Origin of the sequence: Nocardioides flavescens (genome assembly GCF_009823805.1) — a bacterium.
Classification (GTDB): domain Bacteria; phylum Actinomycetota; class Actinomycetes; order Propionibacteriales; family Nocardioidaceae; genus Nocardioides; species Nocardioides flavescens.
Window position 1 is genome coordinate 311,105 of record NZ_WUEK01000002.1, and the last position, 24,044, is coordinate 335,148.

29 protein-coding genes are annotated in these 24,044 nt (G+C 73.0%); 15 read left to right on the forward strand and 14 right to left on the reverse strand.

The annotated features are described in order from the left end of the window. Positions 1 to 10 precede the first annotated feature (10 nt). The gene (locus tag GRQ65_RS04200; protein ID WP_337191480.1) at positions 11 to 967 is read left to right on the forward strand and encodes an aldo/keto reductase; all 957 of its coding nucleotides are present in this window, start codon (positions 11 to 13) and stop codon (positions 965 to 967) included. Between the two features lie 31 nt (positions 968 to 998). On the opposite strand, the gene GRQ65_RS04205 is transcribed toward GRQ65_RS04200, so the two are convergent. Then, on the reverse strand, positions 999 to 1,898 hold the full coding sequence (locus tag GRQ65_RS04205; protein ID WP_160875461.1) for an SURF1 family cytochrome oxidase biogenesis protein: 900 nt from the start codon (positions 1,896 to 1,898) through the stop codon (positions 999 to 1,001). A 226-nt stretch (positions 1,899 to 2,124) separates the two neighbouring features. Between GRQ65_RS04205 and moaA the strand changes: the two genes are divergently transcribed. Next, a complete protein-coding gene (gene moaA, locus GRQ65_RS04210) occupies positions 2,125 to 3,117 on the forward strand; it encodes a GTP 3',8-cyclase MoaA (RefSeq protein ID WP_237447656.1) in 993 nt (330 codons plus the stop codon). A 2-nt stretch (positions 3,118 to 3,119) separates the two neighbouring features. Here the strand turns inward: moaA and GRQ65_RS04215 are convergent, their stop codons facing one another. Both GRQ65_RS04215 and GRQ65_RS04220 read right to left on the reverse strand, forming a co-directional pair. Continuing rightward, positions 3,120 to 3,326, reverse strand: coding sequence for an acetone carboxylase (locus tag GRQ65_RS04215; RefSeq protein WP_202387318.1), 207 nt, complete (start codon positions 3,324 to 3,326; stop codon positions 3,120 to 3,122). A 149-nt stretch (positions 3,327 to 3,475) separates the two neighbouring features. Then, positions 3,476 to 3,769: a DUF3099 domain-containing protein gene (locus GRQ65_RS04220; RefSeq protein WP_337191481.1), complete on the reverse strand. Its 294-nt coding sequence runs from the start codon at positions 3,767 to 3,769 to the stop codon at positions 3,476 to 3,478. Positions 3,770 to 3,858: 89 nt separating this feature from the next. Here GRQ65_RS04220 and GRQ65_RS04225 point away from each other — a divergent pair, with 89 nt between their 5' ends. The 4 genes from GRQ65_RS04225 to GRQ65_RS04240 are packed head-to-tail and all read left to right on the forward strand — an operon-like array spanning position 3,859 to position 7,375. Beyond that, a complete protein-coding gene (locus GRQ65_RS04225) occupies positions 3,859 to 4,074 on the forward strand; it encodes a dodecin (protein ID WP_160875467.1) in 216 nt (71 codons plus the stop codon). A gap of 46 nt (positions 4,075 to 4,120) precedes the next feature. Then, positions 4,121 to 4,849 (forward strand): 3-oxoacyl-ACP reductase FabG, encoded by a 729-nt coding sequence (locus tag GRQ65_RS04230; protein WP_160875469.1) that lies wholly within the window; start codon positions 4,121 to 4,123, stop codon positions 4,847 to 4,849. A 1-nt stretch (position 4,850) separates the two neighbouring features. Beyond that, a complete protein-coding gene (gene fabI, locus GRQ65_RS04235) occupies positions 4,851 to 5,624 on the forward strand; it encodes an enoyl-ACP reductase FabI (protein WP_160875471.1) in 774 nt (257 codons plus the stop codon). 29 nt (positions 5,625 to 5,653) lie between these two features. Beyond that, positions 5,654 to 7,375: a Mur ligase family protein gene (locus GRQ65_RS04240; RefSeq protein WP_337191482.1), complete on the forward strand. Its 1,722-nt coding sequence runs from the start codon at positions 5,654 to 5,656 to the stop codon at positions 7,373 to 7,375. Between the two features lie 173 nt (positions 7,376 to 7,548). Here GRQ65_RS04240 and cphA read toward each other — a convergent pair whose 3' ends face one another. Further along, a complete protein-coding gene (gene cphA / locus GRQ65_RS04245) occupies positions 7,549 to 10,335 on the reverse strand; it encodes a cyanophycin synthetase (protein WP_160875473.1) in 2,787 nt (928 codons plus the stop codon). Next, positions 10,332 to 11,300, reverse strand: coding sequence for a cyanophycinase (locus GRQ65_RS04250; protein WP_160875475.1), 969 nt, complete (start codon positions 11,298 to 11,300; stop codon positions 10,332 to 10,334). Before GRQ65_RS04250 ends, cphA begins: the two co-directional genes overlap by 4 nt. Before the next feature lie 49 nt (positions 11,301 to 11,349). On the opposite strand from GRQ65_RS04250, the gene GRQ65_RS04255 reads away from it, so the two are divergent. After that, positions 11,350 to 11,862 (forward strand): SixA phosphatase family protein, encoded by a 513-nt coding sequence (locus GRQ65_RS04255; protein WP_337191483.1) that lies wholly within the window; start codon positions 11,350 to 11,352, stop codon positions 11,860 to 11,862. A gap of 123 nt (positions 11,863 to 11,985) precedes the next feature. On the opposite strand, the gene serB is transcribed toward GRQ65_RS04255, so the two are convergent. Continuing rightward, positions 11,986 to 13,209 (reverse strand): phosphoserine phosphatase SerB, encoded by a 1,224-nt coding sequence (gene serB / locus GRQ65_RS04260; protein WP_160875479.1) that lies wholly within the window; start codon positions 13,207 to 13,209, stop codon positions 11,986 to 11,988. A gap of 59 nt (positions 13,210 to 13,268) precedes the next feature. Between serB and GRQ65_RS04265 the strand changes: the two genes are divergently transcribed. Next, entirely contained in the window at positions 13,269 to 13,625 is a 357-nt protein-coding gene (locus GRQ65_RS04265; RefSeq protein ID WP_160875481.1) for a hypothetical protein, read from the forward strand. 8 nt (positions 13,626 to 13,633) lie between these two features. On the opposite strand, the gene GRQ65_RS04270 is transcribed toward GRQ65_RS04265, so the two are convergent. Further along, entirely contained in the window at positions 13,634 to 14,380 is a 747-nt protein-coding gene (locus GRQ65_RS04270; RefSeq protein WP_160875483.1) for an Rv1486c family protein, read from the reverse strand. Positions 14,381 to 14,433: 53 nt separating this feature from the next. Here GRQ65_RS04270 and GRQ65_RS04275 point away from each other — a divergent pair, with 53 nt between their 5' ends. From GRQ65_RS04275 to GRQ65_RS04290, 4 genes are read left to right on the forward strand one after another with little or no spacing between them, the layout of a single operon-like run. After that, positions 14,434 to 15,222 carry an ABC transporter ATP-binding protein gene (locus GRQ65_RS04275; protein ID WP_160875485.1) on the forward strand — a complete coding sequence of 263 codons (789 nt, stop codon included), beginning with the start codon at positions 14,434 to 14,436 and terminating at the stop codon, positions 15,220 to 15,222. A 25-nt stretch (positions 15,223 to 15,247) separates the two neighbouring features. Then, positions 15,248 to 15,709, forward strand: coding sequence for an NfeD family protein (locus tag GRQ65_RS04280; protein WP_160875487.1), 462 nt, complete (start codon positions 15,248 to 15,250; stop codon positions 15,707 to 15,709). 37 nt (positions 15,710 to 15,746) lie between these two features. Further along, positions 15,747 to 16,928 (forward strand): SPFH domain-containing protein, encoded by a 1,182-nt coding sequence (locus GRQ65_RS04285; protein ID WP_160875489.1) that lies wholly within the window; start codon positions 15,747 to 15,749, stop codon positions 16,926 to 16,928. Positions 16,929 to 16,940: 12 nt separating this feature from the next. Next, positions 16,941 to 17,714 carry a TSUP family transporter gene (locus GRQ65_RS04290; RefSeq protein ID WP_160875491.1) on the forward strand — a complete coding sequence of 258 codons (774 nt, stop codon included), beginning with the start codon at positions 16,941 to 16,943 and terminating at the stop codon, positions 17,712 to 17,714. Here the strand turns inward: GRQ65_RS04290 and GRQ65_RS04295 are convergent. Continuing rightward, entirely contained in the window at positions 17,711 to 18,073 is a 363-nt protein-coding gene (locus GRQ65_RS04295; RefSeq protein WP_160875493.1) for a hypothetical protein, read from the reverse strand. The two genes, GRQ65_RS04290 and GRQ65_RS04295, sit on opposite strands and share 4 nt — an antisense overlap. 32 nt (positions 18,074 to 18,105) lie before the next feature. Between GRQ65_RS04295 and GRQ65_RS04300 the strand changes: the two genes are divergently transcribed. Then, positions 18,106 to 18,780 (forward strand): nitroreductase family protein, encoded by a 675-nt coding sequence (locus GRQ65_RS04300; protein WP_160875495.1) that lies wholly within the window; start codon positions 18,106 to 18,108, stop codon positions 18,778 to 18,780. A gap of 9 nt (positions 18,781 to 18,789) precedes the next feature. Here GRQ65_RS04300 and GRQ65_RS04305 read toward each other — a convergent pair whose 3' ends face one another. After that, the gene (locus GRQ65_RS04305) at positions 18,790 to 19,737 is read right to left on the reverse strand and encodes an alpha/beta fold hydrolase (protein ID WP_160875497.1); all 948 of its coding nucleotides are present in this window, start codon (positions 19,735 to 19,737) and stop codon (positions 18,790 to 18,792) included. Between the two features lie 43 nt (positions 19,738 to 19,780). Between GRQ65_RS04305 and GRQ65_RS04310 the strand changes: the two genes are divergently transcribed. After that, positions 19,781 to 20,098 (forward strand): helix-turn-helix domain-containing protein, encoded by a 318-nt coding sequence (locus tag GRQ65_RS04310; protein ID WP_160875499.1) that lies wholly within the window; start codon positions 19,781 to 19,783, stop codon positions 20,096 to 20,098. 10 nt (positions 20,099 to 20,108) lie between these two features. Here GRQ65_RS04310 and GRQ65_RS04315 read toward each other — a convergent pair whose 3' ends face one another. Together GRQ65_RS04315 and GRQ65_RS04320 are read right to left on the reverse strand one after the other, a co-directional pair. After that, on the reverse strand, positions 20,109 to 20,696 hold the full coding sequence (locus GRQ65_RS04315) for a ClpP family protease (RefSeq protein WP_160875501.1): 588 nt from the start codon (positions 20,694 to 20,696) through the stop codon (positions 20,109 to 20,111). Continuing rightward, on the reverse strand, positions 20,693 to 21,322 hold the full coding sequence (locus tag GRQ65_RS04320; protein WP_160875503.1) for a ClpP family protease: 630 nt from the start codon (positions 21,320 to 21,322) through the stop codon (positions 20,693 to 20,695). Before GRQ65_RS04320 ends, GRQ65_RS04315 begins: the two co-directional genes overlap by 4 nt. Positions 21,323 to 21,546: 224 nt before the next feature. Between GRQ65_RS04320 and GRQ65_RS04325 the strand changes: the two genes are divergently transcribed. Continuing rightward, a complete protein-coding gene (locus GRQ65_RS04325; RefSeq protein WP_160875505.1) occupies positions 21,547 to 21,861 on the forward strand; it encodes a hypothetical protein in 315 nt (104 codons plus the stop codon). A 35-nt stretch (positions 21,862 to 21,896) separates the two neighbouring features. Here the strand turns inward: GRQ65_RS04325 and GRQ65_RS04330 are convergent, their stop codons facing one another. The 3 genes from GRQ65_RS04330 to GRQ65_RS04340 are packed head-to-tail and all read right to left on the reverse strand — an operon-like array spanning position 21,897 to position 24,039. After that, positions 21,897 to 22,562 (reverse strand): glycerophosphodiester phosphodiesterase family protein, encoded by a 666-nt coding sequence (locus GRQ65_RS04330; RefSeq protein WP_160875507.1) that lies wholly within the window; start codon positions 22,560 to 22,562, stop codon positions 21,897 to 21,899. After that, positions 22,559 to 23,263: a gamma-glutamyl-gamma-aminobutyrate hydrolase family protein gene (locus GRQ65_RS04335; protein WP_337191484.1), complete on the reverse strand. Its 705-nt coding sequence runs from the start codon at positions 23,261 to 23,263 to the stop codon at positions 22,559 to 22,561. The genes GRQ65_RS04330 and GRQ65_RS04335 overlap by 4 nt, the downstream gene beginning before the upstream one ends. Further along, complete coding sequence (locus GRQ65_RS04340; protein ID WP_160875509.1) at positions 23,260 to 24,039, reverse strand: 3-oxoacyl-ACP reductase; 780 nt, start codon at positions 24,037 to 24,039, stop codon at positions 23,260 to 23,262. Before GRQ65_RS04340 ends, GRQ65_RS04335 begins: the two co-directional genes overlap by 4 nt. Positions 24,040 to 24,044 lie beyond the last annotated feature (5 nt).

Consider the following 24,044-nt stretch of genomic DNA (forward strand, 5'->3'; position numbering starts at 1 on the left):
CGGCCGTCCCGTGTCCGTCGTCGGCCTCGGCACCTGGCAGCTCGGTGCCGACTGGGGCGACGTGTCCGAGTCCGATGCCCGCGCCGTCCTGGAGGCCTCCGCCGAGGCCGGTGTGACGTTCTACGACACCGCCGACGTCTACGGCGACGGTCGCAGCGAGAGGATCGTCGGCGCCTTCGTCGCCGACCACGCCGACGCCGGCTTCACCGTCGCGACCAAGATGGGCCGCCGTCAGGAGCAGGTGCCCGAGAACTACAACCCCGACAACTTCCGGGCGTGGATCGACCGCTCGCGTGCCAACCTCGGCACCGACCGTCTCGACCTGGTGCAGCTGCACTGCCCGCCGTCGGCCACGATCGACGACGACGCGACCTACGACGCCCTGGACGCCCTCGTCGGGGACGGCTCGATCGCGGCGTACGGCGTCTCGGTGGAGACCTGCGACCAGGCGCTCTCCGCGATCGCGCGCCCGGGCGTCGCCTCGATCCAGATCATCCTCAACGCGTTCCGGCTCAAGCCCCTCGACCGCGTGCTCCCCGCCGCCCTCGAGGCCGGCGTCGGCATCATCGTGCGCGTGCCGCTGGCCTCGGGGCTGCTGTCGGGCAAGTACTCCGCCAGCACGACGTTCGCCGAGGACGACCACCGCAACTACAACCGCGACGGCAGCGCCTTCGACGTGGGCGAGACCTTCGCCGGCGTGCCGTGGGAGGACGGCCTCGCGGCGGCCTCGACCTTCGGCGAGCTGGTCGACGGGCTGCCCGGTGAGGTGACGGCGGCCCAGGCCGCGATCGCCTGGTGCTGGCAGCAGCCGGGCGTGAGCACGGTCATCCCGGGGGCCCGCAACCCGGAGCAGGCCCGCGCCAACGCCGCCGCCGGCGAGGTCGCGCCCCTGGGTGCGGCGTTCGAGGCCGGGGTGCGCGAGCTGTATGACGAGCGGCTGCGCCCGCTCGTGCACGACCGCTGGTGAGCTGAGGACGAGCGCGGGGGTGCGCCGGTGGTCAGCCGCCGGTGCGCTCCCGCTCCCGCTCGGCGGCCTTGCGGGCCTCCTTCTCCGCCTTCTCGCGCTCGAGCTGGGCCCGGATCGCGTCGGCCTGGATGCGCGAGCGCGACCGCTTCTTCGGGGGCTTGGGCGGCCGGGTCGGCGAGCCGGGCTTCGGGGCGCGCTCGGAGCGCGGTCCGCCGCGCCACTCGTCGTAGAGCAGGTAGAAGAAGCCGAAGACCGCGAGGACCCCGAAGAACCACCACTGCAGGCCGTAGAAGAAATGCGGCCCGTTGTTCAGCTCCGGCAACTCGACCGGGTCGAGACCGGCCGCTGGGGCGCCGTCCTCGGCCTGCAGGTCGACGAAGCCGCCGAAGACGTCGCGGTCGATGGCCGGCCCGATCTCGCGGCTGCTGATGGCGCGGGTCGAGAGGCCGTCGACGCGGGTGCTGTCGCCCGTGCCGTCGGCGCGCACCCAGCCGGTGACCTCGACCTCGCCCGAGGGCGGGGAGGGGAGGTCGGCCCGGTCGACGCCGCTGCTGTCGGTGGCGAGGAACCCGCGGTCCACGAGCAGCGCGGTGCCGTCGGCGGTCACGAGCGGCACGACCACGTCGACGCCCTGGGCGCCGTCACGGGTGCGGTAGCGGACCACGACCGAGCTGGACTCGTCGTAGGTGCCGGTCGCGGTCACGAGCCGCCACTCGTCCTCGTGCGAGGGCTGCTCCCCGACGGCGAGCACGTCGTCCACCGGCGCCGGCGCCAGGCTCTCGTTGGTGCGGATCACGGCGTTGTCGGCCTTGCGGTCGTCCAGGCGCCCGAACTGCCACTCCCCGAGCCACCACGCGGCGTACGCCGCCAGCGCGACCGCCACGGCGAACAGCGCCCAGCGGCGGCTCAGCAAGAACCCGAACGAACGCACGACACGAGGCTACCGAGGGCGCGTTGATCAAGTCCCCGTGGGAGCAGGCGTGGGGTCGCGCGGAGCTGGCAAGGCGGAGGAGCCCGCCGTGGCGGAGTCACGGCGGGCGACGACAACGCCGCCAGATCCGATGCGACGCCGCGCGGGCGACCGCGTGGAATTGACCAACGCGCCCTGGCCCCGGTGCCAGCCCGAACCCAACCGGGCCGCGCCTAGAGTGGACACCATGCTGCCGCTCGCTGACGACTACGGACGGGTCGCCACCGATCTGCGGGTCAGCCTCACCGACCGCTGCAACCTGCGCTGCACCTACTGCATGCCGCCCGAGGGTCTGGACTGGATGCCCCTGGAGTCGCAGCTCACCGACGACGAGGTCGTGCGACTCATCACGATCGCGGTCGAGCGGCTCGGCATCACCGAGGTCCGCTTCACCGGCGGCGAGCCGCTGGTGCGCCGGGGACTGGTGGACATCGTGCGGCGCACCGCGGCGCTCGACCCCGCGCCGGAGACCTCGGTCACCACCAATGCGCTCGGCCTGGCCCGCACCGCCACGGCGCTCGCCGAGGCCGGCCTCACGCGTGTCAACGTCAGCCTCGACACCGTGCGCGCCGACACGTTCCACGAGATCACCCGGCGCGACCGGTTCCACGACGTCGTGGCCGGCCTCGCGGCAGCGCAGGCGGCCGGCCTCGGACCGGTCAAGGTCAACGCCGTGCTGCTGCGCGGGGTCAACGACGACCAGGCCCCCGAGGTGCTGGAGTGGTGCCTCGAGCGCGGCTACGAGCTGCGCTTCATCGAGCAGATGCCGCTCGACGCGCAGCACGGCTGGGACCGCGCCGCGATGGTCACCGCCGACGAGATCCTCGCCTCGCTCGAGAGCCGCTTCGTGCTGGTGCCCGACGAGGAGCCGCGGGGGAGCGCGCCGGCGGAGCGGTTCCTCGTGGACGGCGGGCCGGCGACGGTCGGCGTCATCGCCTCGGTGACCCGGCCGTTCTGCGGCAGCTGCGACCGGGTGCGGCTCACCGCCGACGGTCAGGTCGTCAACTGCCTCTTCGCCCGCGAGGAGTCCGACCTGCGCACCGCACTGCGCGCCGGCGCCGGTGACGAGGAGCTCGCCCAGCGCTGGGTCGCCGCGATGGCGACGAAGAAGCCCGGCCACGGCATCGACGACCCGACGTTCCTCCAGCCCGACCGGCCGATGTCAGCGATCGGCGGCTGAGCTCACACGCTCAGGTCGGCGCCGGGCTCGTGGACCACGACGTCGCGCAGGAGCCCGCGCGAGCCGAGGAAGTCGCCCAGGCTCTCGCGGTGCTCCTCGCACGCGAGCCACACCTTGCGCCGCTCGGGGGTGTGCAGTCGCGGGTTGTTCCACAGCAGCGCGTGCACGGCCGGGTGCGGGCAACCCTTGGCGGAGCAGGTGTCGCTCAACGCTGTGCTCCCGACCGGGTCGTAAATGTGAAAGTGGTGCCGGCCAACCACGGGGAGAGCTGTCCGGCACCACCCCGACCGAGCGAACCCGGCCGGTGCTCCAAGCATCCCACGACCGGCCGCGGAATCAAACCCGCCCCGGCCTCGGTCTAGGACTGCGTCTGGGACTCGGATCGGCCGCCGAGCTGACGCTGGCCGAGACCGTGGTCGACGAGCGCGAACCCGTCGCTGCGCGTCGCCGTCGCGTTGGCCATGACCACCGCGAGGTAGGGCAGCAGCACCGCGCCGACGATCAGGATCGGCCACAGCCAGGCGACGCCGGCGAGGAAGGCGATGATGGCGCCGACGAAGCAGATCGTGCGCAGGCTCATCGAGAGCAGGTAGCGCTTCTGACGCGTTGCGATGTCGCCCTCGCGGCTCGCCGCCGCCGAGGTGATGCGCACCGCTTCAGGCTCCCGACCCCGCTGCTTCGCCATACCTCGATCGTACGTCGCTACAGTGCACGACACCCGTCCAGAGAGAGGCCCAGGCTGTGACCAACCGCACCTACCGAGTGACCGAGATCGTCGGCACGTCCCCCGACGGCATCGAGGCCGCCATCGTCAACGGCGTCGAGCGAGCCGCCAAGACGCTGCGCCACTGCGACTGGTTCGAGGTGACCGAGGTGCGCGGCCAGATCAAGGACGGCACCGTCGAGCACTTCCAGGTCGGCATGAAGATCGGCTTCCGGCTCGAGGACGACGAGTAGGCGACCCGTTTCGGCCTACCGACCGGTAGTCACTAGGTTCGGGCGGGTGAGCGAGCAGACAGCGGAGGCCCAGCCCCGGTCCGTCCTGGTCACCGGTGGCAACCGCGGCATCGGTCGCGCGATCGCCGAGGCCTTCCTGGCCCAGGGCGACAAGGTCGCGGTGACGACTCGCAACGGGGGAGCGCCCGAAGGCGCGCTCGACGTGCGCTGCGACGTCACCGACCCCGAGCAGGTCGAGGCGGCGTTCGCGACCGTCGAGGAGGCGCACGGGCCGGTCGAGGTGCTGGTCGCCAACGCCGGCATCACCCACGACACGCTGCTGCTGCGGATGTCGGAGGACGACTGGTCCTCGGTGATCGACACCAACCTGACCGGCTCCTACCGCCTCGCCAAGCGTGCGGCCAAGGGCATGCTGCGACTGCGGCGCGGTCGCATCGTCTTCGTCAGCAGCGTCGTCGGGCTGCTCGGCTCCGCGGGCCAGGTCAACTACGCCGCGTCCAAGGCCGGGCTGGTCGGCATGGCGCGCTCGATCGCCCGCGAGCTCGGCTCGCGCTCGATCACCGCGAACGTCGTGGCGCCGGGCTTCGTCGAGACCGACATGACCGGGGTGCTCACCGACGAGCAGAAGGCACTGATCAAGGCGCAGGTGCCGCTCCAGCGCTACGCCCAGCCCGCGGAGGTCGCCCAGGCGGTCACGTGGCTGGCGAGCGACGGCGCGGCGTACGTCACCGGGGCCGTGATCCCGGTCGACGGTGGACTCGGAATGGGGCACTGACATGGCAGGCATCCTCGACGGCAAGCGCATCCTCGTCGCGGGCGTGACGATGGACTCCTCGATCGGCTTCGCCACGGCGAAGTTCGCGCAGGAGCAGGGCGCGACCGTGCTCATCTCCAACTTCGGTCGCGCGCTCGGCATCACCCGCCGCATCGCCAAGCGGCTGCCGAGCGAGCCGCCGGTGCTCGAGCTCGACGTCACCGACCCGGAGCACCTCGAGGGCCTCGAGGCGCAGGTGCGCGAGCACGTCGACGGCCTCGACGGCGTCGTGCACTCGATCGCGTTCGGCAACCCCGAGACGCTGCTCGGCGGCAAGTTCCTCACCGGGCCGTGGGACGACGTCGCGCAGGCCGTGCAGGTCTCGGCGTTCTCGCTGAAGTCGCTGGCGATGGCCACCAAGCCGCTGCTCGGCGCCGGGTCGAGCATCGTCGGCCTGACCTTCGACGCGAGCGTCGCGTGGCCGGCGTACGACTGGATGGGCGTGGCCAAGGCCGGGCTCGAGTCGACCTCCCGCTACCTCGCCCGCGACCTCGGCGCCGACGGCATCCGGGTCAACCTCGTCTCCGCCGGCCCGCTCAAGACGCTTGCGGCGAAGGCCATCCCCGGCTTCGAGGACCTCGAGGAGCTGTGGACCACGCGGGCGCCGCTCGGCTGGGACAACAAGGACCACGAGCCGACCGCCAAGGCCGTCTGCGCACTGCTCTCCGACCTGTTCCCGGCGACCAGCGGCGAGATCGTCCACGTCGACGGCGGTTTCCACGCGATGGGCGCCTGACCGGCCCCGACCTGGGTAACGTCCGGCTCGTGGACGAGCACGTGGATGGCAACGCCGGGTCGCTGGTCGAGCTGCGGGTGCTCGAAGGGCCCAACCTCTACTTCCCCCGCGCTGCCATCAAGCTGACCCTCGACATCTCGGGGCTGGCGGCGGTCTCGGAGGAGACGGCCAAGCGCTTCGCCGGCCGCATCGGGCTGCGCAGCGCCCGGCCCGGGTCACCCGACAGCGGGTTCCGGCAGCGGTTCGCGCTGCGGGCGGTCGGCCGGCTGGTGCGCGCCGTGGCGCTGGAGTCCGGGGCGACCCGGCTCGCCGTACGCGTGCGCCCGACGAGCGATCCCCACCGCATCGTCGTCGCCTACCCCTGGCGCCACCGCACCCGCGCCCAGGAGATGGGCCGCGCCGTCGCCGACGTCCTCGACGCCGTGCTGACCGGCGACGTCGACGAGGCGGTCGGAGCGGCGGCCGCCCGCGTGGCCGACACCGAGCCCGGCCCTGCGCCGACGACCCTCACGCCCCGCGTGCCGGTGGTCGCGGTGACCGGCACCAACGGCAAGACGACCACCTCGCGGATGATCGCCCACCTCGCGCGCACGGACGGGCGCCACGTCGGCTGGTCGAGCACCGACGGCATCTACGTCGACGGCGAGCTCGTCGAGGCCGGCGACTTCTCCGGGCCGAGCGGCGCGGGACGCGTGCTCGCGCAGCCGGGGGTGCAGTTGGCGGTCACCGAGACCGCGCGCGGCGGGATCCTGCTCAAGGGCATCGGCCTGACCCGCAACGACGTCTCCGTGGTCACCAACGTCACCGCCGACCACCTCGGGCTGCACGGCATCGACACCCTCGAGCAGCTCGCCGAGGTCAAGGGCGTCGTCCCGCGCATCACCCGCTCGTCGGGCTGGGCGGTGCTGAACGGCGACGACCCGCGCGTGCTGGCCATGCGGGCGACGCTGCGCGCGCGCCCGTGGGTCTTCTCCCGTGACTCGGCCTCGCCCGCTGTCCGCGCGGTCCTCGACGACGGGGGCCGCGCCACCACCCTCATCGACGGCTGGATCTCGGTGATCGCCCCCGACGCCGACCCCGACCCGTTGATCGAGCTCGTCGACGTGCCGATGACGCTCTCGGGACTCTCCCACTTCAACGTCGAGAACGCCCTCGCCGCAGCCTCCGCCGGGCTCGCGATCGGCCTCCCGCGCGCCGCCGTGGTCGAGGGGCTGCGCACCTTCGCCCCTGGCCCCGAGCACAACCGCGGCCGGATGAACATCTTCTCCGTCCCGCGGCCCGGGGGAGCGGCGACCGTGATCATCGACAACGCCCACAACGAGGCCAGCCTCGAGGCCCTCACCGAGGTGATGGCCGGGCTGCGGCCCGAGGGGTCGCGGCTCCTGCTCGGCCTCGGGGCGGTCGGCGACCGCACCGACGAGCTGATCACGGCTCTCGGTGAGATCGGAGCCCGCGCCAGCGACGTCGTCGCCATCGGCCACAAGAAGAAGTACCTCCGCGGGCGCACCGAGGCCGAGCTCGAGGACCTCCTGCGCGCCGGCGCCGAGTCGGTCGGCGTCGCCCACGTGCCGGCGTACCCCACCGAGGTGGATTGCCTCGCCGCCCTCGTCGGCCAGGCGCTGCCCGGAGACGTCGTCGGGCTGATGACCCACGCCGAGCAGGACGGCGTCTTCGCCTGGATCGCCGAGCACGACGGCACCGTCGACTCGCCCGACGTGCTGCGTGAGAAGGTCCGCGCGGCCGCCGGCTGAGCGGCTCCGGCGCGAGGCGGAGCGGTCGGCCCCCAGGATCACCTTTCCCCGGTCGACCGGGGAAAGGTCCAGCGCCCGACCGAGGGCGGGAGAAGTAAACCTGGGGGCAGAAATTCAGGCCCCCAGGTTCACCGACTGCCTGCTGGCCGGGGAAATGCCCCCCTCGTCAGCGCTCAGGCGTCGGCGGGCTGGGCCGCCTCGGGAGCGGTGTAGTCGGGGTCGGCGGCGGGAGCCTCGGGGTCCCAGCCGGCGCCGGCCTGGGCCTGGGGCGACCAGTTCTCGAGCTCGGTCATGACGGCCGAGTGGTTGTCGACGCAGATGACGACGAGGTCGCCGCGGTTGGCGCGCGACATGGCGTGGCGCACGGCCTCGATCTCGTCGAGGACGGTCTCGACCTGCTTGCACCGCCCGCCGTCGTCCATCGTCTCGTGGACGCCCTGCGCGACGAGCTCGGCGACCTCGCCGGGAGCCCGGCCGCGCGGGTTGGTGTCCTCGCGGACGACGACGACGTCGAAGTGCTGGGCGGCGATGCGCCCGAGGTCGACCATGTCCTCGTCGCGGCGGTCTCCCGCTGTCGCGATGATGCCGATGCGCGAGGGACGGGCGAGCTCGTGGGCGTCCTCCATCGTCGCGCCGACCCGGTCGACGAAGTCGCCGAGCATGCGCATGCCGGGCGCGTTGTGGCAGTAGTCGACGATGACGTTGACGCCGTTGACCTCGACCTCGTTGAGGCGGCCGGGGGCGAGGTAGTAGTTCGTCGAGAACGACCGCAGCCCCTGGCGGATGTCGTGGAGCGGCGCTCCGGCCGCGAACGCCGCGGCGGCGGCGCCGAGGGCGTTCTGGACGTTCATCCGCGCCCGGCCGCCGAAGGTGGCCGGCAGCAGGTGGGTCCAGGCCAGCTGCATCTCGCGGGGGCCGTGCTTGACGACGATCATCTCGCCGCGCTCGGAGGGGTTCAGCACCAGCGCCTTGCCGCCGCGACGGCAGTGGGCGTCGATCATGTCGCGCGTCTCGGTGCCGGGCTCCTCCATCGAGAACCAGACCACCTGGCCCGAGCAGCGTCGGCGCATCTCGCGCACGAGCGGGTCGTCGGCGTTGAGCACGGCGTGGCCGTCGCGGGGGACCGCCTCGACGATGACGGCCTTGACGTCGGCGAGCTGCTCGACGGTGTCGATGCCGCGCAGCCCGAGGTGGTCGGGCTGCACGTTGAGCACGACGGCGACGTCGTTGCGCTCGTAGCCGAGTCCCTCGCGCAGGATGCCGCCGCGGGCGACCTCGAAGACCGCGAAGTCGACGCGGGGGTTCTGCAGCACCATCCGCGCGGAGCGCGGGCCCGAGGAGTCGGCCCGGATCACCAGGCGCTCGTCGATGACGACGCCGTCGGTGGAGGTCATCCCGACCTTGCGGCCCATGCCCTTGAAGATGTGACTGATCATCCGGCTCGTGGTCGTCTTGCCGTTGGTGCCGGTGACGGCCACGATCGGGATCCGCGACTGCGACCCGGGCGGGAACAGCATGTCGACGACCGGCTTGGCGATGAACTGCGGCTCGCCGATCGTCGGGTGGGTGTGCATGCGGAACCCCGGTGCGGCGTTCACCTCGCAGATGGCGCCGCCGGTCTCGCGGACCGGCTCGGTGATGTCGGGGCAGATGAAGTCGATGCCCGCGATGTCGAGGCCGACCATGCGGGCGGCCTCCTCGGCGATCTCGACGTTCTCGGGGTGCGCCTCGAAGGTGCGGTCGATCGAGATGCCACCGGTCGACATGTTGCCGGTGAGAGCGAGCTTGACCATCTGCCCCTCCGGCGGGACGTCGCTCATCTCGTAGCCCTGCTCGCGGGCGAGCCCGACGGCGGCGTCGTCGATCTTGATCCGGGTCAGCACCTTCTCGTGGCCGACGCCGCGCCGCGGGTCGGCGTTGGCGGTGTCGACGAGCTGCTCGAGCGTCGAGATGCCGTCGCCGGTCACCGAGGCGGGCACGCGCTCGGCGATCGCGGCGACCCGGCCGTCGATGATGAGGCAGCGGTAGTCCTTGCCGGTGACGAACGACTCGACGATGACGATGCCGCGCCGCGACTGCTCCTGGGCGACCGGGAACGCCGCCCGCACCTCGTCGGCGTCCTTGAGGTCGAGCATCACGCCGCGGCCGTGGTTGCCGTCGAGCGGCTTGACCACGACGGGGTAGCCGATGCGCGCGGCCACCCGCACCGCCTGGTCCACCGTGCGCACCGACTCCTGCTTGGGCACGGGCAGGCCTGCCGCGCCGAGCAGGGTGGTGGTGAGGTCCTTGTCGGAGGCGATGTCGACCGCGATCGCCGAGGTCGCGCTGGTCATCGTCGCGCGGATGCGCTTGGCGTGGACGCCCTGGCCGAGCTGCACCAGGGAGTACTGGTTGAGCCGGATCCACGGGATGTCGCGGGAGACGGCCTCGTCGAGGATCGCCTGGGTGGACGGGCCGAACGCCGTGCGCTGGGCGCGGCGGATGAACGCCTCGAGCTCGGCGTCCCAGTCGAACTCCGGGTCGGCCTGGACGAGGTGGTTGACGAGGCGTACGGCGAGCCGCCCGGCGGCGAGGCCGACCTGCTCGTCGACGTAGCCGAAGACGACGTTGTAGTGGCCCGGCTCGCCCTTGACGGCGCGCGTCTTGCCGCGGCGCACGTCATGACCGACGACCTGCTGGAGGGCCAGGGCGCTGTGCTCGGCGACGTGACCGAGCCAGGTGCCCTCGTTGAGTCGCTCGACGAACCCGCCCCGCCGACCGCGCGAGCAGGAGTGCTCGCGCAGCCCCGGGAGCATCTCGAGGATGTTGTCGGTGAAGCCCGGGATGGTGTTGGTGGGGAACTTCTCCAGCGAGCCGAGGTCGACCACGAGGTGGATCGCGCGCTCGTAGGACCAGACGTTGGCCCCGCGGTAGACGCGGGTCTCGAGGATCGAGAGGTCGGGCGTGGGGCGTTCGGTCATGCGTGGTCTCCGTCCGTGGTCTCGTCGGCGCCGGCCTTCTTCTTGCGGGTCCGCTTGAGGCGGCGGCGCAGGACGCTCGGCGAGGCGTCGCTGGCGGCGATGTCGCGCGCCATCTGGCGCAGGTCGCGGCCCGCCTCCTCCATCTCGGCGGCCTCGGTGGGGTCCACCTCGACGCCGTAGGGGAGCAGGGTGCGGGTGGCGAGGTCGAAGCGGGCGCCCTCCGGCAGCACGTGCAGCACCACGCCGCTCGCCAGCAGCGGGGCCGAGCGGCGCGCCTCGAAGGCGTTGGTCGTGATGGACGACGGGTCGAGCAGGGTCACCGCGCCGCGTCCGATGACGCTGAGCACGCCGTCCTGCACCAGTGCCGCGGTGTCCTCGTCGACGCCCATCCCGAGCAGCTGGGGGGACTGGGCGACGATCATCAGCAGGCGACCGTAGCGGTTGCGCTGCTCGAAGTGCTGGTCGATCACCGTGCCGGGCACCAGGCCGAGCCCCGCCGCCATCTGGGTCATCCGCTGCTTCGGCGTCGAGCCGCCGACGCCGAAGGCGAGCATGTGGCTCGACTGGATCGAGGCGCCGGCCGACGTACCGCCCACGCACGCGCCGCGCTCGTGCGCGGCCACGATGGCGTCGCCGACCGGGGTGCCGCACACGATGGAGCTGAGCTTGAGCTGGTTGCCGCCGGTCATGAAGACGCCGGTCGCCTTGCCGAGCTGCTCGACGAGCTCCTCGTCGCCGGCCTCCTCGCGGCTCTCCGGACGCACGGTGTGCACCTCGGCCGCTCCCTCGGCCCGGAAGAGGGCGTCGTAGACCTCGACGACCTCGGGACCGAGGCTCGAGGCGGTGGGGATGACCGCGATGCGCGCGTCGGGCCCGCCGCTGAGGGCGACGAACTCCTTGAGGATGCGCCGCCTGCGCAGCTTGTCCTCGGCGCCGCCGATGATCATGAGTGGTCCGCCGGGCATGACCGCCACCCTAGGGTGTCGGTCGCAGCCGCCGTGGCACACTCGCGCCGTGAGTGAGCAGAAGACCCTCGTCGTCGTCCGCCACGCCAAGGCGGAGCAGTCCGCGCCGAGCGACATCGCGCGCCGGCTGACCGACAGCGGGGTCGCGGACGCCGTGGAGGCGGGCGCGTGGCTCGCGGGGCGCGGCGTGCGCCCGGACGCCGCGATCGTGTCGGCGGCGGCGCGCACGGAGCAGACCTGGGACGCGCTCTGCGAGGGTGCCGGCTGGGACCTCGAGGCCACCCTCGAGGAGGCGTTGTACGAGGCGGGCACCGAGTCCGCGCTCGACCTGGTGCGGGCCACCGAGGAGCACGTCGGCACCCTCGTGCTGCTCGGCCACAACCCGACGATGGCCTCGCTCGCGGCGCTGCTGGACGACGGGGAGGGCGACGCCGACGCCGGCAACGACATCAGCCTCGGCTTCCCCACCTGCGCCGTCGCCGTCTTCAGCTACGACGGCGACTGGGACGAGATCGACGAAGCCTCCGCCAGCGCCGTCGCGTTCCACGTCGGGCGCGGCTGAGCCTGCCCCGCTTCGGTGGTTGAGGAAGGACGAAGTCCTGTCTCGAAACCAGTGCCAGGGCAGCGGGGTGGTTTCGAGACGGTCGCCAGCGCGACCTCCTCAACCACCGTTCGACGTCGCGGGTCAGACGGGCGGTGCGGGCGTGACGACGCCGGCCTCGGCGTCGGCGGCCTCGATCTCCTCGCGGGAGATGCCGAGCAGGTAGAGGATCGTGTCGAGGTAGGGCACGTTGACCGAGGTGTCGGCGGCGTCGCGCACCGCGGGCTTGGCGTTGAACGCGACCCCGAGCCCGGCGGCGTTGAGCATGTCGAGGTCGTTGGCGCCGTCGCCGATGGCGATCGTCGCCGCCTCGGTCAGGCCGAGCTCGGCCGCGAACTCCCGCAGCGCCCGCGCCTTGCCCGGCCGGTCCACGACCTCGCCGAGCACCTCGCCGGTCAGTCGGCCGTCGACGACCTCGAGCAGGTTGGCGCGTGAGAAGTGGATGCCGAGGTCGGCCGCGAGCCGGTCGGTGATCTGGCTGAAACCGCCCGAGACGAGCGCGAAGCGGTAGCCGAGGCGGCGCAGGATGCGCACCATGGTGCGGGCACCCGGAGCGAGCTCGATGCCGGCGTACACCTCGTCGAACGCCGACTCCGGCACGCCCTCGAGCAGCCGCACCCGGGCGCGCAGCGACTCCTCGAAGTCGAGCTCGCCGCGCATGGCGGCCTCGGTCACCTCCGCGACCTCGCGCTCGTAGCCGGCGTGCGCGGCGAGCATCTCGATGACCTCGCCCTGGATCAGCGTCGAGTCGACGTCCATGACGATCAGGCGCATGCCGTGGCGCAGCAGGTTGGCCGGCTGCACGGCGACGTCGATGCCCTGCGCCGCGGCCTCCGGGGCGAGGAGGGCGCGCAGCCGCTCGGTCTCGACCCCGGAGACGTGCAGGTCGATGGCGGTGACGGGGTAGCGCGCCATCCGCTCGATGCGGTCGATGTTGGCGCCGCAGTCGGCGATGCGGCCCGTGACCGCGGCCATCGCCGGGGCGCGCAGCGGTGTGCCGAGGACGGTGACGTGCGAGCGACCACCGCGGCGCGAGGTGTTGTCGCCGGAGCCGCGCTCGATCTCCACGCTCATGCCCAGCTCGGCGGCGGTGTCGCGCACGGCGTCGCCGAGGCGCTGCCAGTCGCGCGGCACGGTCACCAGCACGCCGAGGATCAGCCGGCGCCTCAGGACGATCTGCTCGACGTCGACCACCTCGACCCCGGAGCGCGACAACGTCGCGAAGACCCGCGAGGTCACGCCCGGCCGGTCGTGGCCGGTGAGGGTGATGAGCAGCGTCTCGGGACGGGGACCCTCGTGCTCGTTCATCGGGCCCTGAGGCTAGGCCATCGTGGGGTCCTGTCGGTGCCGGGGTGCAGAGTCCGGGCATGGCCGAGACCGTGCAGCTCCTGACGACGTACGCCGAGTCGATCGCCACCCGCGACTGGACCCGGCTCCGGGCAGTTCTCGCAGACACCACGGTCGTGACGCTGCTGCACACCGGCGAGCAGTACGACGCCGACGGGTTCGTGGCGTTCAACCGTGACTACGACGGCGGCTGGGTCTTCACCGCGGACGAGGTCGTCGACGGCGGCGAGCGCGGGGTGCTGCGGGCGCACGTCGAGCTCGAGGGTGAGACGTTCCACGTGGCGACGTTCGCCTCGCTCGATGCCACCTCGGATCGGCTGACCGACCTGGTCGAGGTCTGGACCGAGGCGGTGTCGCCCCACCCCGCGCGCGGCTGACATGCCTCTCAGGCGGGGGGCCAGACCTCCGGGGAGCCGGCCGCGACCAGGGCTCGGCGCCCCGCCCGGCCGAGCGGCACCAGCGCCTCGCGGCGGCTGGACGCCTCGAGCGCGGTGATCGCACCGCCGTCGTCCTCGAGCGCGAGGTCGACGATCTCGAGGGCCTGCAGTCCGCGGGCGGCCAGCTCCACGCACCGGGCCGGTACGCCGGCCGGCGCCTCAGGGGCGGGCCGGTGCCGCAGGTTCATCAGCGTGTCGGCGACCTCGGGGCGCCAGCGGGCCACTTCCAGGCGCGCGAGGGTCTCGGCGGCCTCGAGCAGTGCGGTGCGCAGGCCGCGGTCGGCCTCGCCGACGTCGGGGAGCTGGCGGCGCTCGGCCGGCTCGGCACGCCAGGTCACGGCGGCGCCCACCCGCTCGGGCACCAGCCCGCACACCGGGAAGCCGGCCGCGTCGACGACGACGACGGCCTGACCGACCTCGAGGGCCGCGTCGTTGAACGCCCGCGGGCCGCCCAGCCCGACGGGGTCGCCCTCGGCGGGCACCGCCGCACCGACCGCGTCGGCGCCCCGCGAGCGCAGCGCGCCGAGACCGACGGCCAGCGGCGAGACCTCGTCGCCGACGGCGAGCAGGTGGGTGGCGTCGTGGTCGACGACGGCGTCGATCAGCTCGTCGGCGACGACGTGCCCGCGCAGCCACGCGGTGCCCCACCACGCGAGCCGCAGGGCCTCGGGGAGGGGGGAGGGTGCGTCGTCCACGCCGGGCGAGGCTACGCGCCGTCGCGAGGTGGGGTGTCTATAGGGTTGCCGCCATGGTCGCCGTCCTCGAGTTCGCCGGCGTCACCGTCCGCCGTGGCCAGGCCACCCTGCTCGACGGCGTCGACTGGACCGTCGAGGACGACGAGCGCTGGGTCGTCCTCGGGCCCAACGGCGCCGGCAAGACCACGCTCATCCAGGTCGCCTCCGCGCAGCTGCACCCGACCGAGGGCGTCGCGGGCATCCTCGAGGAGGTCCTCGGCACCGTCGACGTCTTCGAGCTGCGCCCGCGCATCGGTCTGACCAGCGCGGCGCTGGCCGAGCGGATCCCGCGCGCCGAGGCGGTGCGCGACGTCGTCGTCTCCGCGTCGTACGGCGTAGTGGGCCGCTGGCGCGAGGAGTACGACGCCCTCGACCACGACCGCGCGGTCGAGCTGCTCACCGAGCTCGGGGTCCGTCACCTCGCCGACCGCACGTTCGGCACCCTCAGCGAGGGCGAGCGCAAGCGGGTGCAGATCGCCCGCGCCCTGATGGCCGACCCCGAGCTGCTCCTGCTCGACGAGCCCGCCGCGGGCCTCGACCTCGGTGGACGCGAGGACCTCGTCTCCACCCTCAGCGTCCTCGCCGCCGACACCGCCTCGCCCGCCACCGTGCTGGTCTCCCACCACGTCGAGGAGATCCCGCCGGGGTTCACGCACGCGCTGCTGCTCCAGAAGGGCGCCGTCGTCGCGGCCGGGCCGGTCGAGGAGGTCCTCACCGAGGAGCACCTGTCCGCGACCTTCGGCATGCCGCTGGTGCTGCAGCACCAGGACGGTCGCTGGTCGGCCCGCCGCCGCGTGCGCTGACGGGGCGTGGCGTAGGTTCGACGTCATGGACTGGCTGTCGGACCACCTCGCGGCGGTCTGGCTCGGCCTCGCCGTGGCCTTCGGCATCGCGGAGATGTTCAGCCTCGACCTCGTCATGGGCATGCTCGCGCTGGGCGCCCTCGTCGGCCTGGTCTCGGCGCTGCTCGGTGCCGGGTTCGCCGTCTCCGCGATCCTCGCCGCCGTCGCCTCGGTCGCCTGCATCGCCGTGATCCGCCCGCCGCTGGTCAAGCGGCTGCACGGCGGGCCCGAGCTGTCGCTCGGCCACGGCAAGCTGGTCGGCCAGCAGGGTCGCGTCACCGAGCGCGTCACCGCGATCGAGTCCGGCCGGGTCAAGCTCGCCGGCGAGATCTGGTCGGCCAAGCCGTACGACGAGACGCTGGTGATCGAGCCCGGCGAGACCGTCGAGGTGCTCGAGATCCGCGGCGCGACGGCGTACGTCCACCCGGTGCCGTCGCTCGAGCCCTAGACCTGTTCCACACCGCCCCACCAGGAAGGACACCACCGTGACCGCACTCGTCGTGCTGATCATCGTCGTCCTGCTGTTCCTGTTCCTCGTGACCCTCCTGGCCAAGACGGTGCGCATCGTGCCGCAGGCCCGGGCGGGGATCGTCGAGCGGTTCGGCAAGTACAAGCAGACCCTCCCGGCCGGCCTCAACATCGTCGTGCCGTTCATCGACAAGGTGCGCTACCTCATCGACCTGCGCGAGCAGGTCGTGAGCTTCCCGCCGCAGCCGGTGATCACCGAGGACAACCTCGTGGTCTCGATCGACACGGTCATCTACTTCCAGGTCACCGACCCGATCGCGGCGACCTACGAGATCGCCAACTACATCCAGGCCGTCGAGCAGCTCACGATGACCACGCTGCGCAACATCGTCGGTGGCATGGACCTCGAGCAGACGCTCACCAGCCGTGAGGAGATCAACCACGGTCTGCGCGGCGTGCTCGACGAGGCGACCGGCAAGTGGGGCATCCGCGTCAACCGCGTCGAGATCAAGGGCATCGACCCGCCGCCCTCCATCAAGGACGCGATGGAGAAGCAGATGCGCGCCGACCGCGACAAGCGTGCGCTCATCCTCTCCGCCGAGGGCCAGCGCCAGTCGGCGATCCTCACCGCGGAGGGCAACAAGCAGTCCGCGATCCTCAACGCCGAGGGTGACCGCGAGTCGCAGATCCTGCGGGCCCAGGCCGACCGGGAGTCGCAGATCCTCCGGGCCCAGGGTGAGGGGCAGGCCATCCAGACGGTCTTCCAGGCGATCCACGACGGTCAGCCCGACCAGTCGCTGCTCGCCTACCAGTACCTCCAGATGATGCCGAAGATCGCCGAGGGCGACGCCAACAAGGTCTGGATCGTGCCCAGCGAGATCACCAAGGCCCTCGAGGGGCTCGGCTCGACGGTGACCGAGCTCGCGGGCATCCCCAAGGACCTGCCCGGCCCGAAGCGTCGGGTCGACATGGGCCCGTCCGAGCCGGTGGTGCCCCGCACCGGAGGTGACGGGGCCGTCGACAGGGACGTCGACACCGAGGTGAGCAAGGCCAACGAGGCCGTCCAGGCCGCGATCCGTGAGGCCGAGAGCGCCGCCCGCCCGGGCGCGTCGACGCCGGCCGCTCCCGCCCCCGCCGCTGACGTCCCACCGCCGCCGAGCGGCGACCCGTCGCCGGGGGAGCCGCCCGCCGGTGGCTGACCCTCGTCACCGGTGAGCCCGCTCGAGGCGGTCCTCGTCGGACTCGCCGGGCTCGGAGCCGGCACGATCAACACGCTGGTGGGGTCGGGGACGCTGATCACGTTCCCGACCCTGCTGGCGTTCGGCGTCCCCCCGGTGACGGCCAACGTCTCCAACACCATCGGCCTGGTCCCGGGCTCCCTCTCGGGTGCCTGGGGCTACCGCCGCGAGCTCGCCGGCCAGCGCACTCGGCTCCTGCGCCTCGGCTCGGCCTCGCTCATCGGCGGCGTGGTCGGCGGGGTGCTGCTCCTCGTGCTGCCCGACGACGCGTTCGGTGCGGTGGTGCCGGCGCTGATCGTCTTCGGACTGCTCATGGTCGTGCTGCAGCCGCGCATCTCACGGGCCGTCGCGGCTCGCAACGCCCGCACCGGACGGGTCGTCGACGCGGTCGGCGGGGCGGTGTGGGTGTGGCCCGCCGTGCTGCTGACCGGCGTCTACGGCGGCTACTTCGGGGCCGCCCAGGGCGTGCTGCTGATGGCCGTCATGGGCATCGGCATCCAGGAGAGCCTGCAGCGGCTCAACGCCGTGAAGAACGTCCTCGCCGCGATCGTCAACCTCGTCGCCGGCATCCTGTTCGCCTTCGTCGCCGACGTCGACTGGCTGGTGGTGCTGCTCATCGGCGTCGGATCGACGTTGGGCGGTCAGATCGGCGCGAGCGTCGGACGGCGGCTGCCCGCGGTGGCGCTGCGCGTCGTCATCGTGGTCGTCGGCACCGCGGCGCTCATAGCGTTCCTGATCAGCTCCTAGGAGCGGCCGGAACGCAGCCAGCCGACGCCCACGACGACCGCCCCGACGGCCGGGGCCACGAGCGCGGCGGCCGAGCGCGTCGACACGGCCGCCTGGCGGGCGCCCGCGACGCCCGTCGCCGCGTCGGCCAGGTCGACCGCCACGCCGGCCAGCACCAGGGCGCGCAGGGCGGGCCCCCGCGCGGCGACCGTGAGCGCACCCAGCGCGATCTCGCGCGCGCCGAACAGCCGGGCGACGTACGCCGTCTGCGTGCGCGCGGCGGGGTCGAGGCCCAGCACGCGGGCGGTGAGGTCGGGCGCGGCGAGCGAGGTGACGCCGACGGCGATGCGGCCCAGGGCGAGTCCGGTGACGGGTTCCATGCTGGTGACACTAGTGGGGCCAGACTGGGGTCATGGAGCTCTACGACGTCATGCGCACGACCGCCGCGGTCCGTGAGTTCACCGGCGACCCGCTGCCCGACGAGGTGCTGCACCGCATCCTCGACCACGCGCGGTTCGCCCCCAGCGGCGGCAACCGGCAGGGCGCGCACCTCGTGCTGGTCACCGACCAGGAGGCCCGGGAGCGGCTCGCCGAGCTCAACGAGCTCGCCGTGCGGCGCTACATGGCGCAGCGCAACGCGGGGGAGTCGCCGTGGAACCCGCTCCACGCCCCCGGCCCGAGCGCCGAGGAGATCGCAGCGACGCCGGTGCCGCCGTCGTTCACCGAGCCGGTCCTGACGGCCGCCGTCGTCGTGGTCGTCTGCGTCGACCTCGGGCGGGTCGCGGCGATGGACCAGGACCTCGACCGGATCGGCGTCGTCTCCGGCGCCTCGGTCTACCCCCTGGTCTGGAACCTCCTGCTCGCCGCCCGCGCCGAGGGCTTCGGCGGCACCATCACCACGATGGCGGTCGCCCGCGAGCCCGACGTGCGCGCGCTCCTCGGCATCCCGGAGGAGTACGCCGTCGCGGCGGTCGTCCCTCTCGGCAAGCCGGTCAAGCAGCTCACCCGCCTGAAGCGTCAGGCCGTCGAGGAGTTCGTGACGCGCGAGCGCTTCGACGGCGAGCCGTTCGAGCCGACCGCTGGTTGAGGCGGGCGGTCAGAGCCAGGCCGCCCGCCAGGTGTCGACGGTGCTGTAGGCGCGCTCGCGCGCCTCGAGCCGCGAGAGGAACACGTCGTGGCGGGCACCGGGCACGGCGACGCAGGTGACGTGGCGGCCGTACGCCGTGGACCAGCGCCGGATCTGGTCGACGTCGAGCACGATGTCGCTGGTGTCGACGTCCTCGCCGGGCTCGGTCGGCAGCGTCGAGCGGTCGGAGCAGAGGACGAGCACCGGGCACGCGAGCGTCAGGCCGCGGTGCAGCGTCGCGTGCCCGCGGCGCACCGCGCGCAGCCAGCCGGCGTAGACCGGGAACGACTCGATCGGCTTCCAGGTCAGGTCGAAGTCCCACTCGCCGTCGTGCTCGCGGTGCAGCGACCGGGTGTAGAAACCGGTCACCTGACGCTTGATCTCGCGGCGTGGCTGCCGGCGGCCGACCTGCTCGATGACCGGGGTGCCGACCACCCGCAGCAGGGCACTGCCCTGCAGGTCGAGCCACGGCGAGTTCATCACCGCGCCCGCGAGGGCCTCGGGCTGGCGGCGGTCCGCCCACAGCCCCACGACGAGCCCGCCCGTCGAGTGCGCGGACAGCACGACCTCGTCGTGGCCGTCGCGCTCGACGATGCGGCTCCAGGCCTCGTCGAGGTCGGCGTCGTACTCGCCCAGGTCGTCGACGTACGTCGGCGTCTGCCACGGTCGGGTCGAACGGCCGTACTTGCGCAGGTCGATCGCGTAGAAGTCGTAGCCGCGCTCGGTCCACCACGCGGCCATCTCGGCCTGGAAGAAGTAGTCGGCGAAGCCGTGCACGTGGAGCACCGCGCGTCGGGTAGGGGCGTCGGCGGGTCGGTGCACCAGCGTGGCGACGACCTCGCCCTCGGCGTCGGGCGGCAGGTCGATGGTCTCGGCGGTGAACGGCTCCCCGAGCACGTCCGTGCGGTGGTTCGGCACGTGTCTCAGTCTGGCAGCCCCCGGCCCTGGCTACGCTCGGGGCATGGAGTCCGGCGCCGAGAACGTCGTCCCGCTGCGCCGCACGGCGCCCGAGCCCCTGTGGCGCGAGGCCGTCGGTGCCCAGCTGCGCGAGGAGCGGAGCCGGCGCGGGGAGCGCATCGCCGACGTGGCCGGGCGGGCCGGCGTGGCGCCGCAGTACCTCTCCGAGCTCGAGCGCGGCCGCAAGGACGCGTCGTCCGAGGTGCTGTCGGCGGTGGCCGGGGCCCTCGACCTGACGGTCCTCGATCTCACGCGCCGCGCCTCGCGGCACCTGGTGCCCGCACCGACGTGCCCCTCCGGCCCGCTCTGCCTCGCCGCCTGAGCCCGTCCGGTCAGCGTTCGCGCAGCACCGCGTCGACGACGCCGTACTCCACCGCGGCGGCCGGGGTGAGCACCAGCTCGCGGGCGGTGTCGTCGCGCACCTGCGACGCGGTGCGGCCGCTGTGCGCAGCGAGGATCTCCTCCTGCAGGGTGCGGACGCGCTCGACCTCCTCCGCCTCCAGGATCAGGTCGGGGATGGCGCCGCGCCCCTCGGCGGCCGGTGCGTGGAGGACGACCCGGCCGTGCGCCAGGATGCTCCGGCTCCCGGGTGCGCCACCGGCCAGCAGCAGGGCCGCGGTGGCAGCGGCCTGTCCGACGCAGGTCGTCTCGACCCGCGGGCGGATGAACTGCATCGCGTCGTAGATCGCGAGGGTCGCCGGGATCGAGCCGCCGGGGGAGTTGACGTAGAGCGACACGGGGGCGTCGGGGCTCTCGTTCTCGAGGTGCAGGAGCTGTGCGATCACCGCGTTGGCGACCCCGTCGTCGATGCCGGTGCCGAGGTAGACGATGCGGTCGGCCAGCAGCCGGCTGTAGATGTCGACCGTCCGCTCACCGCGCGGGGTCTGGGTGGTGACGTAGGGGATCGCGTAGGAGCTCATCGGGCGACCTCGCGCTGCGCGGTCAGACCGATCGACGGGCGCCGCGACGGCAGGAGCTCGTCGAGCGAGCCCACCACGGCGTCGACGAAGCCGTAGGCGAGCGCCTCCTCGGCGGTGTACCAGCGGTCGCGCTGCGAGTCGCGCTCCACCTGCTCGACGGGCTGGCCCGTGTCCTCGGCGATGAGGGCCAGCACCGTGTCGCGGGTGTGGCGCAGGTCGTCGGCCTGGATGGCGATGTCCATGGCCGAGCCGGCGATGCCCGCGGACCCCTGGTGGAGCAGGACCTTGGCGTGCGGCAGGGAGTACCGCTTGCCCGGGGTGCCCGACGACAGCAGGAACTGCCCGGCGCTGTAGGCCATCCCCAGGTTCACCGTCGTCACGTCGTTGGGGACGGCGCGCATGCAGTCCCGGATGGCCAGCATCCCGGGCACGGAGCCGCCGGGGGAGTTGATCAGCAGGCGGATGTCGCGCTCGGGGTCCGCGGCGGCGAGCAGGAGCAGCCCCTGGCAGAGCCGGTTGGCGTGGTGCTGCTCGAGTGCCTCGCCGAGCACGAGGGTGCGCTGGTCGAAGAGGGCCTCGTGGAAGGCCCGGTCGAGGACCGAGGCCGGATCGGTGTGTTCGCTCATGGGCCGAGCCTCGTCGCGCCCGGGCCGGTGCCGAAGAGCACGCTGCCACCGGCAGCGCTGCTGTGCGCAGCGCCGCCGGTCCAGACCGGGCCTTCGTGCGCGGCTCCGAGTGTCCGCCGCCGGGCTGAGGAGGGGGTACCAGTAGCGTCGTCGCGCACGGAAGGTCGTGCATGACACGTCGGGCGGACGGGCCCGACGCCACCTCCCCTCGGAAGCGAGCCATCGTGAAGAAGCTGATCCCCGCCGTGACCCTGTTCGTCGCCCTCGCCGCCTGCGGTGGCGGCGGTGGTGGTCGTCCCTCGACCAGCGAGATCGCCGACACCCTGAAGGGCAGCGACAGCCCCCTCGGCGCGGTCACCGACAGCGCCTCGGACGACGTCATCGACTGCATCGCCAAGACGCTGCACGACTCCGACGTCTCCGACAAGGCGCTGCAGGCCCTCGTCGACGGGGACGACGACTACGACGGCAGCGACAGTGACAAGAAGGCGGTCGAGGCGGCGAGCGACGACCTCGCGAAGTGCGCGACCGCCAGCTGACCCTCAGCCCGGTGTGATCCCGGGTGCGCGACGGGTCACCACTCGTCGCGCACCCGCACGGCCAGCGCCGGCTCGTTGGTGGTGACCAGGAAGGCCCGGCCCGGTCGCAGCCAGTGGTGCAGCGACTCTTCGGTGTCGACCGTCCACACCAGCAGCGGTCGGCGCGTACGCCGCGCGAAGGCGGCGACGCCGAACCGCGCCAGCCAGTGGTTGGCGACCACCAGGTTGGCCCCGGCCACCCGGTAGCGCAGCCCGGGCAGCAGCTCGAAGGTGCGCACCCAGATCCGTCGGGCCAGCGACATCCCGCGCACGGACCGGCCGAGCGACAACCCGACCAGCAGGCCCAGGCCCTCGGCGTCCGACCAGTCCCGCACGGCCCGGACGTGGTCGTCCTCGAGCGTGGTCACGAGCACCGCCTCGGGCCCCAGCGCCTCCACCGCGCGCCGCGACGCCTCGACGGCGGCGTCCGCCTCGGTGACCTTGAGGTCGAGGTGCAGGCGGGCGCGGCCGTTGATCGCGGCGAGCGCGTCCTCGTAGGTGGTCGGCGAGGGCAGGGTGCCGTCGTGGTCGACCACGAACGAGCCGTCGGCGCGCCGGTGGACGTCGATCTCGACGTGGTCGACCCCGAGCGCCACCGCGGCCTCGATGTCGGCGAGGGTCTCGCAGCGGTGCGCGCTGATCAGGACCCGCTCGCGCCTCACTCCGGGGAGCCGGGCGCCGCAGCCGCGACCAGGCCGGCGAGGAGCCCGACGTCGGCGGCGGTCTCCGGGTGCCACTGCACCGCGACGCAGAACCGGTCGCCCTCGGCCTCCATCGCCTCGAGCGTGCCGTCCGCGGCCCGCGCGACCGCCCGGAACCCCGGATGGGTGGCGACCGACTGGTGGTGGTGGCAGTTCACCGTCACAGCCTCCCCGACGAGCCCGGCCAGACGGCTGCCGGGCTCGGTCCGCACCGCGACGGTGCCGAAGGCATCGCCCCCGGGGCTGTGGTCGTCGTGACCCACCAGGTCCGGGGTGTGCTGGTCGAGCGTGCCGCCCGAGCGCACCGCCATCAGCTGCATGCCGCGGCAGACCCCGAGCACCGGCAGTCCGGCCGCCTCGGCGGCGTCGAGCAGGGCGGTCTCCCACGCGTCGCGGTCGGCGCGCCAGCCCGCGGTGCGCGGGTGCGGCGTCGCGCCGTAGCGACCCGGGTCGACGTCGGCGCCGCCGGAGACGACGAGCCCGTCGAGCCGGGCCACCACCGCAGCCGCCCCCTCGGCCGGCTGCGGCGGCAGCAGCACCGGCACGCCGCCGCACGCGACCACGGCCTCGGCGTACTGCGCAGGAAGGAGGTCGGCGCGCTGGTCCCACACCCCCCACGCCGCCTGCTCGCGGTAGGTCGTGAGACCGATCAACGGGCTCACAGGGGCGTGACGTAGGCCCCGCTGATGCCGCCGTCGACCAGGAAGGTGTTGGCGGTCATGAACGAGGAGTCGTCGGAGGCCAGGAACAGCACCGCGCTGGCCATCTCCGACGGCTCGCCGAAGCGCCCCATCGGCACGTGCACGAGGCGTCGCGCCGCGCGCTCGGGGTCGGAGGCGAACAGCTCCTGCAGCAGCGGGGTGTTGACCGGTCCCGGGCAGAGCGCGTTGACGCGCACGCCCTGGCGGGCGAACTGGACGCCGAGCTCGCGGGTCATCGACAGCACGCCGCCCTTCGAGGCGGAGTAGCTGATCTGCGAGGTCGCCGCGCCCATGACCGCGACGAAGGACGCGGTGTTGATGATCGAGCCGCGGCCCTGCTCGAGCATGTGCGGCAGCGCCGCCTTGCAGCACAGGTAGACCGAGGTCAGGTTGACCTCCTGCACCTTGCGCCACGCGTCGAGGTCGGTGTCGAGGATCGAGTCGTCCTCCGGCGGGCTGATGCCGGCGTTGTTGAACGCGATGTCGACCGAGCCGTAGGTGTCCTTGGCGGTCTGGAACAGAGCGTCGACCTGCTCCTTGTCGGTCACGTCGACGTGGACGTACGTCGCCACGCTCTCGCCGCCGAGCTGGCCGACCAGCTGGTGGCCACGCTCGTCGTTGAGGTCGCCGATGACGACCTTCGCGCCCTCCTCGACGAAGCGCTCGACGGTCGCGAGACCGATGCCCGAGCAACCGCCGGTGATGACCGCGACCCGGTCCTGGATGCGTCCTGCCACGTGCT